Origin of the sequence: Rhodococcus sp. D-46, assembly GCF_011290655.1 — a bacterium.
Lineage (GTDB): Bacteria > Actinomycetota > Actinomycetes > Mycobacteriales > Mycobacteriaceae > Rhodococcus_F > Rhodococcus_F qingshengii.
Genome location: NZ_JAANTF010000012.1, coordinates 193,066 through 206,107, shown reverse-complemented (window position 1 = coordinate 206,107; position 13,042 = coordinate 193,066). Strand labels below are relative to the sequence as shown.

Sequence of the window (13,042 nt, the reverse complement as noted above, 5' to 3'; positions counted from 1 at the left end):
CCATTTCGATACAGCGCACTGGAGAATCACCGATGACCCGAGTCCGAAAGAACACTCCCGGACGGATCCTGTTCGTGGGATCGGGACCGGGCGACCCCGCCCTGCTCACCGTTCGCGCACGTGACGTCCTCACCGGCGCCGCAATGGCATTCACCGATCCGGATGTCGACAAGGGCGTCGTCTCACTCGTCGGCATCGACATGGGCCGCGACGAGGAGACCGGCGAGCTGATCGCGGACGTGCGTCCGGCACTCGGCGAGCCTGCCGAGGTTGCAAAGACATTGGTGCACGAGGCCAAGAACGGCCACGACGTCGTGCGTCTGGTCTCCGGCGACCCGCTGACCACGGATTCCGTGATCGCAGAGGTCACCGCAGTCGCCCGTACGCAGGTTCAGTTCGAGGTTCTCCCGGGTCTGCCTTCCGGTTCGGCTGTGCCGAGCTACGCCGGCATGGCGCTCGGCTCGGGTCACACCGAGGCCGACGTTCGCGGTGAAGTCGACTGGGCTGCTCTGGCCGCTGCACCGGGACCGCTTGTCCTGCACGCGACGTCCGGACATCTCGCCGAGACCGCCAGCGCGCTGGTCGAGAACGGCTTGGCCCCGCAGACGCCTGCTGCGATCACCGTCCGCGGTACCACTCGTCAGCAGCGAACCGTCGAGGCAACTCTCGCGACGCTCAACGAAGCCGGATCCGAACTGGTGGGCTCGCTCATCGTCACCGTCGGCAAGGTTGTCGCGCAGCGCAACAAGATGTCGTGGTGGGAATCGCGCGCTCTGTACGGCTGGACCGTCCTCGTGCCGCGCACCAAGGATCAGGCCGGCGAGATGAGCGACCGTCTGGTCACTCACGGAGCGATCCCGATCGAGGTTCCGACCATCGCCGTCGAGCCGCCTCGCAGCCCGGCTCAGATGGAGCGTTCGGTCAAGGGACTCGTCGACGGTCGCTACCAGTGGGTCGTCTTCACTTCCACCAATGCTGTTCGCGCAGTGTGGGAGAAGTTCGAAGAGTTCGGCCTCGACGCTCGCGCCTTCTCCGGTGTGAAGATCGCCTGCATCGGTGAAGCAACCGCAGCCAAGGTGCGCTCGTTCGGCATCAACCCCGAGCTGATCCCGACCGGTGAGCAGTCCAGCGAAGGCCTGTTGGCCGAATTCGCCCCGTACGACGACGTTTTCGATCCGGTCAACCGGGTTCTGTTGCCGCGGGCGGACATTGCGACCGAAACCCTCGCAGAGGGCCTGCGCGAACGCGGTTGGGAGATCGACGACGTCACCGCCTACCGCACCGTCCGGGCAGCGCCGCCGCCGGCCGAGACCCGCGAGATGATCAAGACCGGTGGATTCGACGCCGTCTGCTTCACCTCGTCCTCGACCGTGCGCAACCTCGTCGGCATCGCCGGCAAGCCGCACGCCCGCACGTTGGTCGCGTGCATCGGCCCGAAGACGGCCGAAACCGCTATCGAGTTCGGTCTGCGCGTCGACGTGCAGCCCGAGACCTCGCAGGTGGGACCGCTGGTGGAGGCTCTCGCCGAGCATGCTGCTCGTCTGCGCGCCGAAGGTGCTTTGCCGCCCCCGCGCAAGAAGTCTCGAAGGCGCTAGCGCACCCGTGAGTGGTTGAGGAGTCTGTGGACTCCTCAACCGCTCACAGGTTCCGACGAAGGAGGGCTACTTCTCGTGTTTCCCACTCATCGCCCTCGCCGGCTCCGGCGCACTCCTGCGCTCCGGCGACTCGTGGCAGAGACCTCGCTCGAACCCCGGCACCTCGTTTTGCCGATGTTCGTCGCCGACGGCATCGACGCACCGCGTGAGATCAGTTCCATGCCAGGCGTTTTCCAGCACACTCTCGATTCGCTGCGGTCCGCAGCGGTGGAAGCGGTGGAAGCCGGCGTCGGTGGCCTGATGCTGTTCGGTGTCCCGAAGGCGGAGGACAAGGATCCCCAGGGGTCCGGTGCCTCCGATCCCGACGGAATCCTCAACGTCGGATTGCGCGCTCTGGCAAACGAACTCGGCGATTCGACGGTCATCATGGCCGATACCTGCCTCGACGAGTTCACCGATCACGGCCACTGCGGCGTGTTGACTGCCGGCGGCGCTGTCGACAACGACGCGACCTTGATCCGATACGTCGAAATGGCTCTCGCACAAGCTGAATCGGGTGCGCACCTGCTCGGTCCCAGCGGCATGATGGACGGTCAGGTGGCTGCGATCCGCGGTGCACTCGATGCTTCGGGGTATGTCGATGTCGGTCAGCTCGCCTATGCCGCGAAATATGCGTCAGCGTTCTACGGGCCGTTCCGTGAAGCCGTCGGATCCTCACTGCAAGGCGACCGTCGTACGTATCAGCAGGACGGCGCCAATCGCCGCGAGTCGATGCGCGAGGTAGACCTCGACGTCGCCGAGGGCGCCGACATGGTGATGGTCAAGCCTGCAATGTCCTACCTGGACATTCTGCGTGAGACCGCCGACCGGTCCCCGGTTCCGGTCGCTGCGTACCAGATCTCGGGGGAGTACTCGATGATCACTGCGGCCGCGCAGAACGGGTGGATCGATCGGGACGCGGCGATTCTCGAATCGCTCATCAGCATTCGCCGCGCCGGTGCCGACGTGGTCCTCACGTACTGGGCGTCGGAAGTTGCCGGATGGCTGTGACGGAGTCACGCATGGTGGCTGCGCCGGTATCGACCGATACGCTGGTGTCATGACCGAGCAGTGGCCGCCGTCGCGCCAGGAACCGCCCCGCCGGGAACCTCCCTACGAGAACCAGCCGTTCGAGAATCAGCCGTACCGCGAACTCGGACCGATGCCGACGGGTCAGATCCCGGGATACGGCCCCGGTTACAACGGATACCCGGGACCTGCGCCGAAACCCGAGCCGCCGACGGACGTCGTGACTGCGATTCAGTTGTGGTGGGCTGTGACGGCGCTGGGGTTGGTCCAGGGCGGCGCGATGATCTGGATGCTGCTCGGGCAGAAGTCGATGTTCGTCGACGAGATGCTCAGAAATCAGGCAGCTGTCGACGCCGGTCTGACGCGTTCCGACGTGGAGGGCATGTTCCCACTGGTCATCGTGTTCTCTGCGGTTTTGGTCGTGATCGTCACCGCGGTGTTCCTTCTGTTCGTGCGCGCGATGAGTCGCGGCAGGAACTGGGCTCGAATGTTGCTGACGTTCTGTGGCGTCTTCATGCTGGTCTCCGCGATCCCGGTGATCTTCGGGCTCGGCGGAGACGGCGGCGCGGCCACTCTGCTGTTCGGCGGAGCGGAAATCCTGCAGGCAGTTGCTGCTGTCGGGGCGATCGTGATGATGCACCGAAAAGAGTCCAATCCGTACTTTCTTCGTTTCCCCCCGGCGGGGAACCGGTAGGTAGCTCGGGGTACTGTGAAACGGGTCACTGAAGTAGTAGGGGAGAGGTCGGACGCGATGAGTTCTCAGGAGGCCCTGCGTACGGAAAGCACCCACGACGCGCCACTGCGCCAACGTGGTTCACGCACCGAAGTGATCTTGTTCGCGATCCTCGGAGCCTCTGTTCTGGTGACACTCCTGATGCTCATGATTCCGGGCATCGTCAGCGGATAGCGCACACTTGAACCCGTGAGTATCTCTACGAAGGTCAGGCGCCCGACGGCTGTCGAGGCAGCATTCTGGCTGTGGATCGCCAGCGCGTTCCTGCTCATACTCTTCGGCCTGATCAATGTCACCAGCGCTTCGTATTCGTTGCGTGAGCAGTTCACCGATCAAGGCGTTTCGGCCGGAAACATCGACATCTACGTCACCTTCGTGCGGGTGTCCGGGCTGGTTCTGCTGTTGACCGGCCTCGCGATCGGCGGCCTCGCCGGTCCCACTCGCGCCGGACGGGCGTTGTGCCGACGGATCCTGGTGATCGTGTCCGGAGTGTTCGCGGTGCTGCAGATCGCGCTGGTCGTCGCCGGGATCAGTACCGTGCTCGCGCTGGTTGTTCCCGTCATGCTGATCTGTGCCTGCGTCGCGATCTACCGCGACACCACCCGAAGTTGGTTTGCCCGTGGCTGATCGCGCGCCGGAAATCGGCCCGGACGTTCTGTACTACGAACCGGGTTCTCGGTGGTGGGCCATCGCGTTCGGTCCGATCTTCTGCCTGATCGCCTTGGTCATCGAACTGTTCACGGGCCCGGTGGTGCATTGGTTCGGTCTGGCGATGTTCGCCGTGATCCTCACCGGATTGGTCTACGTGCAGGTGATCGCAGCACGGCGGCACGCGAGCGTACTTCTGACCGCGACCACGTTGCGTCAGGGAACCGAAGAGGTGCCGATCACCGAGATCGCCGAGGTGTTCCCGGAGTCCGACGACGCTGCCTACGAGGACGAAATGGAACCGTGGGAAACGGCACGCGCGCTCGGTGAGCTGTCCGGAGTGCCCAGGCGTCGGCACGGTATCGGCTTACGTTTGACCACCGGGGGATTGGTGCGGGCGTGGGCAAAGGACGATCAGGCACTGCGCGAGGCGTTGAGTCAGGTCGTTGTGGTTGGTGTCGAACCGGACGGGTCTGCCGATGACTGAGCCACAGCCATCCCCGCGTGTCGACGTGAAGACGTGGATCGGTGTACTCGGTATCGTCGCCGCAACGATTCTGGCGGTCGTGTGCTGGCGAGCGGGTACGACGACGTCCGACTTCGGACCGATACTGGAGGGCGCTCCACCGTTCGAGAGCACGCACTACGACGGTCTCTGGATCTCGGGCGCCGGGTTGTCGATTCTGGTTGCGGGGCTGATGGCCATCGATGTCGTGCGCCGCGTCCGGGTGGGCTTCGTCGCATCGCAGTAGCCCTCATACGGGTAGGGGGTATAGTTGCGGTATGAGTAGTTACAGCCCCGAGCAGGACGATCTGCTCAAGCGCCTTCGTCGTATCGAAGGTCAGGTAGCCGGAATTTCACGCATGGTCGCAGACGACCGGTACTGCATCGACGTGCTCACCCAGGTATCCGCCGCGACGAGCGCGTTGCAGTCCGTGTCCCTGAAGCTTCTCGACGCCCACCTTGCGGGTTGCGTCGTTGAAGCTGCCAAGCAGGGTGGTCCGGAAGCGGACGTCAAGATCAAGGAAGCTCAGGCGGCCATCGCTCGCCTCGTTCGTTCGTAAGGTGTCGGTCCGTCACTCCGTGATGGACCGCGCGAGCGCCCGGGCGGAGAAGCTCACGAAGTACTCGGGTGTGACTTCTTTGGCGATGTTGATGACGATGGTGTCCGACAGGCCTTTGAGTCCGGAGAGCACGAGATGGATCAACGCGGGGTCGTCGATCAACCGGCTCCCTTCGGCTGCAGCAGATTCGGTGAGCGCGCGAATCAATGCCGAGTTGTAGACCGCTACGGATGCGTGAAGTTCCCGCATGCTTTCTCGGTCGGACCCGGCCATGCCTTCGATGTCGCGCCAAGTGGTGGTGAGTCGACCCACCCGTGCCCAGTGCCGAGCAAACTCGGAAATCATGGACTCGAGTAAGGCGCTCAGTCCCTGCTCGCGGGGGAGCGAGTTCACGAAGTCCGCCATTTCCAGCTGACTTTCGCTGAGGAGGGCGGCGAAGATGTCCTGCTTGTCGACGAAGTACTGGTAGATCAGGCCAGTACTGGTGCCGGCTCGTTTGGCGACAGCGCGGATCGTGAGCGCGGAGTAGCCTCCTTCGTCCAGAAGCGAGATCGCCGCGTCGAGAGTTCGGCGTCGACGCACTTCGGCGTCGCCGTAGATCGACTTGCTGCTGGTACTGCTCATTTGATCACCGTAGTCGCGGTGGTCGGCATCCTCAATTCACATCGAACACTGTTCGTTGTCGAACGCCGCCCAGAATTCGATGTGACTCAGATCATAGAATGAACATTGTTCGAAATAGAATGAACATCGTTCATTCTGGTGTTACGGTATGGCGCAGACCACATCGAGGCCAGTGCAAAGCGCTGGACACTCTGCGGTCTGCCTGACCTTTCTTCCCGTATCGATCGGGAGGTCTACACAGTTGTGGAGTACCTATGACACGCACTAACGATGAACGCGCGGCGATCGACATCGCCGCTGCGGCTGGAGAACTTCTGCTCGACCATCGGAAATCCCTCGGCGAAAACGACGGTGATGTCGCGACTTTCAAGAACGCGGCCGATCGGCTCAGTCATGAATTCATCGTCGCCGAACTTGCCCGACGCTTTCCTGCGGATGCAGTGCTGTCGGAGGAAGGGGCTGACGACCTCGCGAGGCTGGCTGCGGATCGGGTGTGGATCGTCGACCCTCTCGACGGCACCCGTGAGTACGGCGAGGCCGGACGACCGGACTGGGCCGTTCATGTTGCACTGACCGAAAACGGTGTCCTCACAACAGGTGCGGTCGCAATGCCTGCCCTTGGCGTCACCTATTCGAGCAGCGATGATCGAACCGAACGGGATGCCGCGACGCCGGTTCGAGTCGTCGTATCGCGGACGCGTCGTCCGGAACCGGTCATGCGCATGGCCGACTCGATGGGCGCGGAGTTGATCGAAATGGGATCCGCCGGAGCCAAAGCAATGGCGGTCGTCTCGGGTGAGGCAGACATCTATGCACATGCGGGCGGACAGTACGAGTGGGATTCGGCGGCGCCCGTTGCTGTCGCACGTGCTGCGGGACTGCATGTTTCGCGTATCGATGGCAGCGAACTGCGCTACAACCAGGAAAACCCGTGGTTGCCGGATCTGCTGATCTGCCGACCAGAACTCGCCCCGAAAGCACTGGAGGAACTGGGCCGATGACCGCGACACTGACGCACCTCGAACGACTCGAAGCCGAGAGCATTCACATCATGCGTGAAGCTGTTGCCCAGAGCGAGAACCCGGTGATGTTGTACTCGGTGGGCAAGGACTCCGCCGTGATGCTGCATCTGGCGCGCAAGGCCTTCTATCCGTCGAAGCTGCCGTTTCCGCTTCTGCACGTCGATACCACGTGGAAGTTCCGTGAAATGTACAAACTTCGTGACAGTACCGCTGCTGCAGGCGATCTCGATCTGATCGTCCACACCAACCCGGACTGCGTGAAGCAGGGGATCAACCCGTTCACTCACGGCTCGGCCGTCCATACCGATATGTGGAAGACCGAAGGCCTCAAACAAGCCCTCGATCACTACAAGTTCGACGCTGCATTCGGCGGCGCCCGACGTGACGAAGAAAAATCCCGCGCCAAGGAACGCATCTTCTCGATCCGATCAGCTGCGCACCGTTGGGATCCCAAGCAGCAGCGACCGGAACTGTGGCGGATGTACAACGTCCGCAAAGCGCCGGGCGAGAGCCTGCGCGTCTTCCCTCTCTCGAACTGGACCGAGCTGGATGTGTGGGAATACATACGCCAGGAAGAGATTCCGATCGTTCCGCTGTATTTTGCCGACAAGCGGCCCGTCGTCGAGCGGGACGGTGCGCTGATCATGGTCGACGACGACCGGATGCCGTTGCTGCCGGGAGAGACTCCGGAACTCAAGAGCGTTCGTTTCCGCACCCTCGGCTGCTACCCGCTGACCGGAGCCGTCGAATCGACCGCCACGAGCCTGACCGAGATCATCTCGGAAATGTTGCTCACCACCACTTCCGAACGCCAGGGACGGGTCATCGACCACGACTCCAGTGCGTCGATGGAGAAGAAGAAGCAAGAGGGGTACTTCTGATGACTGTTTCCTCGGATCTGATCGCTGACGACATCGAGGCGTACCTCGAACGTCATGCGAACAAGAGCATGCTGCGATTCATCACGTGCGGCAGCGTCGACGACGGCAAGAGCACCTTGATCGGCCGTCTGCTCTACGAATCGAAACTCGTCTTCGACGACCAGTTGACGGCGCTCGAAGCCGATTCGCGCAAGAGCGGAACCCAGGGGGAGGGGCTCGATTTCGCGCTCCTGGTCGACGGTCTCGCCGCCGAACGTGAGCAGGGCATCACGATCGACGTCGCCTATCGCTACTTCACGACCGAGCGACGCAAGTTCGTCGTCGCCGATACTCCGGGGCACGAGCAGTACACCCGAAACATGGTGACGGGCGCGTCGACCGCCGATCTTGCTGTGATCCTTGTCGATTCCCGCAAGGGGATACTGACTCAGACCCGCCGGCACTCGTATCTGGTGTCGTTGCTGGGGATCAAGCACGTGGTGCTTGCCGTGAACAAGCTCGACCTCGTCGACTACTCGCAAGAGGTCTTCGATGCCATTACCGCGGATTACGCAGAGTTCGCTCACGAGATCGGTCTGGACGGGTTCGTCGCCATCCCGATGTCGGCATACATGGGTGACAATCTCACCGAGCGCAGTGCGAATACCCCGTGGTATTCCGGACCAAGCCTGATCGAGCATCTCGAAAGCGTGGACATCGACGATGCTGCCGCCGCGGCTCCGTTCCGGATGCCGGTGCAGTGGGTCAACCGGCCGGACCTCGACTTCCGCGGATTCTCCGGCCAGATCGTTTCAGGCACCGTATCTCCCGGAGATCCCATCCGCGTGCTCCCCAGTGGAAAGACGTCCACAGTCGAGCGCATCGTGACCATGGGTGGCGACCTCGACGTTGCCGGTGCGGGCCGCTCGGTCACCATCACGCTCGCCGACGAGATCGACATCAGTCGCGGTGATGTGCTGTCCATCGGCGACAATCCGCCGGCCGTAGCCGATCAGTTCGAGGCCTGCATCGTCTGGATGGGTGAGGCTCCCATGCTGCCCGAACGGCCGTTCCTGTGCCAGATCGGTACCGTCACAGTCACTGCGCGCATCACCAAACCGAAACACAAGATCAACGTCAACACTCTCGAGAAGACCGCAACGACTACTCTCGCGCTCAACGAAATCGGTGTGTGCAACCTCAGTTTCGATCGACCGGTCCCGTTCGACCCGTACGTCGGCAACCGTGACACCGGTAGCTTCATCCTCATCGACCGCCTCACCAACGGCACTGTCGGTGCGGGCATGATCACGCACTCGCTGCGTCGATCGGACAACATTCACTGGCAATCCGTCGACGTCGACGAGGCCGCGCACACCAGGCTCAAGGGACACCAACCCGCAGTTCTGTGGTTCACCGGTCTCTCCGGTTCGGGAAAGTCGACCATCGCGAACGATGTCGAGCGTCAACTGCACGCACTCGGCGCGCACACCTACCTCCTCGACGGAGACAACGTCCGTCACGGGCTGAATCGAGACCTCGGATTCACCGAAGCCGACCGCGTCGAGAACATCCGTCGCGTCACCGAGGTCACCCGACTGATGGCGGACGCCGGTCTGATCGTGCTCGCGTCCTTCATTTCACCGTTCGAGGCCGAGCGTCATGCCGCCCGCGAATTGATCGGCGACGAACAGTTCGTCGAAATCTTCGTCGACACCGCGCTTGCCGTCGCAGAGGAGCGAGATCCCAAGGGGCTGTACAAGAAGGCTCGACGGGGCGAGTTGGTGAACTTCACCGGCATCGATTCGCCGTACGAACCGCCGCAGAACCCTGACATTCACATCGACACCAGTGTCACGACGACCGAGGACGCTGCGATCGCGATCGTCGACCATCTCCGCGCCCGCGGAACCATTTCTTGATCCGCCTGAACACGAGGAGCATCCATGCCTGACAGGGCTGAAATAGTTTCTGCCGTAGAAGATTACGTCAAGTGTCTCGGACGTCACGACGTCGACGGACTGGTTGCGCTGTTTGCGCTCGACGCAGTTCAACACGAACCGCTGGGGGTCCAGACCTACCGCGGAATCGACGAGATTCGCGAATTCGATACCGCGAACGCGCAGGTCGATTTCACAGTCAGCCTGCTCGGTCCGATTTCGGTGACGGGAAAGTACGCAGCCATGCAGCTTCGGGTGCAGCGCGCCGGTATCCCCGACTTCGCTGCCACCGATGTGTTCGAGTTCGACGAGAACGGCAAGATCATCTCCCTGAGTGTTGTTCTCGATCCGCAGGCGCTGTGCTGACCCATCAGGGCCTGCTGGCAGGCAAGGTCGTCGTCGTCTCGGGAGTGGGCCCGGCGCTGGGTCGTTCGATTGCGCTGCAGAGTGCGGCGGCCGGAGCGAAGGTTGTTCTGGCTGCCCGCACACCCGAGCGCTTGGAATCGGCGGCAAGGGAGATTCGAGACCGCGGCGGAATCGCGTTGGCCGTACCGACGAACCTCACCGACGTCGATTCGATCGCTTCGTTGGCGGAGACAACTGTCGCTGAGTTCGGTGCGGTGCATTGCTTGGTGAACAACGCATTTGTTCAACCCGCGCAGGTCCCGCTCCTGGACGCCGACGTGGTGTCCATCCAGTCGGGCATCGACATCAACTTGCTCGCGGCGTTGAACGTCACCAGAGAATTTGCTCCGGCATTGATCGAGTCGCACGGGTCGGTCGTGATGGTCACGTCCATGGTGTTGCGCAACCAGCTTCCCGGGTTCGGGGCCTACCGCATCATGAAATCCGGGCTCCTGGCAATGGCACGCAGTTTGTCGATCGATCTCGGTCCCAAGGGCGTTCGAGTCAATTCGGTTGCTCCCGGCTATATCTGGGCGGACTCGGTCAAGAACATGTTCGAGAAGAAGGCGGCGGCGGCAGGAGTCGACCCCAAGGTGATCTACGACGAGATCGCAGCGGGCGCCGATCTGCGCCGATTGCCGGAGCCAGATGACATCGCAAACGCTGTCGTCTTCCTCCTGTCCGATTCAGCCAGGGCCATCACAGGGCAATGTCTCGACGTCAACTGCGGTCACACGCACCACTGATCAACTCATACAAGGACTAGCCATGACACAGGATTACGACGGCATCGGTTCCATCGATGACCTGCACCAGGCTGCGCGCGAGGCGGCCGGGTACGAAAACTTCGGCAGCGAAGGCTATCTCGAAGGACTTCGAGTTCTCCTCGAGTCGTTCCAGAACGAGGCCGACCTCACTCCTCACGGCAAGGTGATCGCTCGCAAGATGATCGTCGGAGCGCTCGCGGGTCGCCTGACCAGTGAGGCCGGATTCGCGAAATATCCAGAGCACGTAGATGTTCCGATCGAACGCCCGATCTTCGTGGTCGGGTTGACCCGCACCGGCAGCACCGCGCTGCACCGCTTGCTCGGTGCCGACCCAGCGCATCAGGGCGCCGAGATGTGGCTCGCCGAGACGCCGCAGCCGCGCCCCGAGCGCGACACGTGGTCGGAGAACGAAGATTACGTTCGCTCCGACGCCTTCTACCGTGCTCGCCAGCGTAACGAGGCAGACCTGATGAAGGTTCATTTCATGGGGGCGGAGGAGGTCGAGGAATGCTGGCGGCTGCTGCAGCAGACGATGCTCTCGACCGCGTTCGAGACGGTGGCGTACGTGCCGAGTTACACCCGGTGGCTGGCGGAGCAGGACTGGACCGAAACATATGCGCGGCACAAGAAGAACCTGCAGTTGATCGGGCTGCACGACCAGGACAGACGGTGGGTGCTCAAAAGCCCGAGCCATGTCTTCGCGATCGACGAGATCATGTCGGTCTATCCGGATGCACTGTTCGTTCGGACCTTCCGGGACCCGTTGACATCGATGGCGTCCACCTTCAGCCTCGTCGAGCAGGGCGGACACGACATGTCGAGGGCCTTCGATCGTCCGGCCATCGGGCGCACGCAACTGGAGTTGTGGGCGCGAGGGAATGCGAACTTCAACAATGCCCGTAGACGTTACAACCCCGATCAGTTCATCGACGTCGACTACAAGGACTTCATCGCCGATGCGGTCGGCACCGTCGAGAAGATCTATGCACAGTTCGCCCTGCCCTTCACAGACGACGCCCGCGCCGCGGTGGAGGCGTCGCATCAGGCCAGCCTTGCCGAGCACCGTCGTCCGTCGCATCGCTATTCGCTCGAGGATTTCGGCGTGAGCGCTGCCGACGTCGAAGCGAAGTTCGCCACCACACCCTGAAGGCCTCCGGCCCTGTGCGCCTTTTTGGTAGTGCCGACTACCAAAAAGGCGCACAGGGCGAAGCCCCAACCGAAACAAGGAGATTCACATGAATGCTGTTTGGGAAAAGTTCTGCGCAGATCTGCTCGAGGTCGGAAAGGTCCTGGAAGACGAGATCGTCCCTCAGGATCCGCTGACTCAAGCCGAGGGCGTCCGCTACCTGAGTCGGTTGCTTCGGTACGGCACGATCAACTGTGTCGAGTACACCGATCCGCGGTGGCCGCAGTTCTCGTCGGCTCCGAACCCGAACATGATGACGAAGATCGGTGCCGACAACCCGGACAACGTCTACATGCGCGCCAACATTTCCGGTAAGTACAACTACCGGATCATCGGCACCCGAGGCACCGTCCCGCTGATCACCTTCGGCTCGCGCGTAAATCGGTACCACATCGACGGCACCATGCTGCAGACCGGCGATCTGCATATCCACGACCTCGAGGTCGACGAGAACGGCCGTTTCGAGTTCATCGCGAGCGTCGACAAGCCCGATGAGGGCGCTTGGCTGCCTTTGGCGCCCGACAGCAACCTCATCTCCGTTCGGCAAACTCACCAGGATCGACGCAACGAGGTTGTCGGTGATCTGACCATCGAATGCCTGAACCCGGACGGGGAGTTCGTCCCGTTGACTCCGGAAGAGATCGGCGAGCGTCTCACCAAGTCCGTCGGGATCGTGAAGGGGATGGCGGAGACCTTCCTGGAATGGTCGCGCAAATTCCAGCCGCACACCAACGAGATCTTCGACTGGGGACAGGACTACTTCCAGGACGCCGGCGGCGATCCGACGATCTTCTACTTCCACGGTTACTGGAAGCTCGCCGAGGACGAGGCGTGGGTCATCGAGACCGAGGTTCCGAACTGCGAGTACTTCAACTTCGTGCTGCAGAACTTCTGGGTCGAGTCCCTCGACTACAACCGCACGAACATCTACATCAACAATCACACCGCGAAGCTCAACGACGACGGCACCATGACAATCGTCGTGGCGGCGAAGGATCCGGGTTATGGCAACTGGATCGACACCGATTCGCATGCCGAGGGGACATGGGCGCTGCGCTGGATCAAGGCGGACTCGCACCCGATCCCGACGTCGAAGGTAGTCAAGATCTGACACGCTGACGGAGATTGG

Annotated in this window: 16 protein-coding genes; 15 read left to right on the top strand and 1 reads right to left on the bottom strand. The window is 62.2% G+C overall.

From position 1 onward, the window contains the following. The first annotated feature begins 32 nt into the window (after positions 1–32). From G9U53_RS28915 to G9U53_RS28880, 8 genes are all read left to right on the top strand, one after another. Entirely contained in the window at positions 33–1,595 is a 1,563-nt protein-coding gene (locus G9U53_RS28915) for a bifunctional uroporphyrinogen-III C-methyltransferase/uroporphyrinogen-III synthase (protein ID WP_165639687.1), read from the top strand. A gap of 75 nt (positions 1,596–1,670) precedes the next feature. Then, complete coding sequence (gene hemB / locus G9U53_RS28910; protein ID WP_075832649.1) at positions 1,671–2,645, top strand: porphobilinogen synthase; 975 nt, start codon at positions 1,671–1,673, stop codon at positions 2,643–2,645. Between the two features lie 49 nt (positions 2,646–2,694). Beyond that, a complete protein-coding gene (locus tag G9U53_RS28905; protein ID WP_007735307.1) occupies positions 2,695–3,357 on the top strand; it encodes a hypothetical protein in 663 nt (220 codons plus the stop codon). A 57-nt stretch (positions 3,358–3,414) separates the two neighbouring features. After that, positions 3,415–3,570, top strand: coding sequence for a hypothetical protein (locus G9U53_RS28900; protein WP_003941930.1), 156 nt, complete (start codon positions 3,415–3,417; stop codon positions 3,568–3,570). A gap of 15 nt (positions 3,571–3,585) precedes the next feature. Further along, positions 3,586–4,023 (top strand): hypothetical protein, encoded by a 438-nt coding sequence (locus G9U53_RS28895; protein WP_003942066.1) that lies wholly within the window; start codon positions 3,586–3,588, stop codon positions 4,021–4,023. After that, the gene (locus tag G9U53_RS28890) at positions 4,016–4,531 is read left to right on the top strand and encodes a hypothetical protein (RefSeq protein WP_003941872.1); all 516 of its coding nucleotides are present in this window, start codon (positions 4,016–4,018) and stop codon (positions 4,529–4,531) included. The genes G9U53_RS28895 and G9U53_RS28890 overlap by 8 nt, the downstream gene beginning before the upstream one ends. Then, positions 4,524–4,796, top strand: a complete 273-nt coding sequence (locus tag G9U53_RS28885; RefSeq protein WP_007735305.1) for a hypothetical protein — start codon at positions 4,524–4,526, stop codon at positions 4,794–4,796. The genes G9U53_RS28890 and G9U53_RS28885 overlap by 8 nt, the downstream gene beginning before the upstream one ends. Positions 4,797–4,827: 31 nt before the next feature. Further along, positions 4,828–5,109, top strand: a complete 282-nt coding sequence (locus G9U53_RS28880) for a metal-sensitive transcriptional regulator (protein ID WP_003942012.1) — start codon at positions 4,828–4,830, stop codon at positions 5,107–5,109. Between the two features lie 12 nt (positions 5,110–5,121). On the opposite strand, the gene G9U53_RS28875 is transcribed toward G9U53_RS28880, so the two are convergent. Continuing rightward, entirely contained in the window at positions 5,122–5,733 is a 612-nt protein-coding gene (locus tag G9U53_RS28875) for a TetR/AcrR family transcriptional regulator (RefSeq protein ID WP_003942004.1), read from the bottom strand. Positions 5,734–5,987: 254 nt separating this feature from the next. On the opposite strand from G9U53_RS28875, the gene G9U53_RS28870 reads away from it, so the two are divergent. The 7 genes from G9U53_RS28870 (at position 5,988) to G9U53_RS28840 (ending at position 13,024) form a co-directional block, all read left to right on the top strand. Further along, complete coding sequence (locus G9U53_RS28870; RefSeq protein ID WP_064074197.1) at positions 5,988–6,734, top strand: 3'(2'),5'-bisphosphate nucleotidase CysQ; 747 nt, start codon at positions 5,988–5,990, stop codon at positions 6,732–6,734. Next, positions 6,731–7,636, top strand: a complete 906-nt coding sequence (gene cysD, locus G9U53_RS28865; RefSeq protein ID WP_019744365.1) for a sulfate adenylyltransferase subunit CysD — start codon at positions 6,731–6,733, stop codon at positions 7,634–7,636. The genes G9U53_RS28870 and cysD overlap by 4 nt, the downstream gene beginning before the upstream one ends. Continuing rightward, positions 7,636–9,537: a sulfate adenylyltransferase subunit CysN gene (gene cysN, locus G9U53_RS28860; RefSeq protein ID WP_007735300.1), complete on the top strand. Its 1,902-nt coding sequence runs from the start codon at positions 7,636–7,638 to the stop codon at positions 9,535–9,537. Before cysD ends, cysN begins: the two co-directional genes overlap by 1 nt. Positions 9,538–9,561: 24 nt before the next feature. Then, complete coding sequence (locus G9U53_RS28855) at positions 9,562–9,921, top strand: nuclear transport factor 2 family protein (RefSeq protein ID WP_042925649.1); 360 nt, start codon at positions 9,562–9,564, stop codon at positions 9,919–9,921. Continuing rightward, positions 9,915–10,706, top strand: coding sequence for an SDR family oxidoreductase (locus tag G9U53_RS28850; protein ID WP_165639686.1), 792 nt, complete (start codon positions 9,915–9,917; stop codon positions 10,704–10,706). The genes G9U53_RS28855 and G9U53_RS28850 overlap by 7 nt, the downstream gene beginning before the upstream one ends. A gap of 22 nt (positions 10,707–10,728) precedes the next feature. After that, the gene (locus G9U53_RS28845) at positions 10,729–11,874 is read left to right on the top strand and encodes a sulfotransferase (protein ID WP_165639685.1); all 1,146 of its coding nucleotides are present in this window, start codon (positions 10,729–10,731) and stop codon (positions 11,872–11,874) included. Between the two features lie 88 nt (positions 11,875–11,962). Then, the gene (locus tag G9U53_RS28840) at positions 11,963–13,024 is read left to right on the top strand and encodes a DUF1214 domain-containing protein (protein WP_007735293.1); all 1,062 of its coding nucleotides are present in this window, start codon (positions 11,963–11,965) and stop codon (positions 13,022–13,024) included. Positions 13,025–13,042 lie beyond the last annotated feature (18 nt).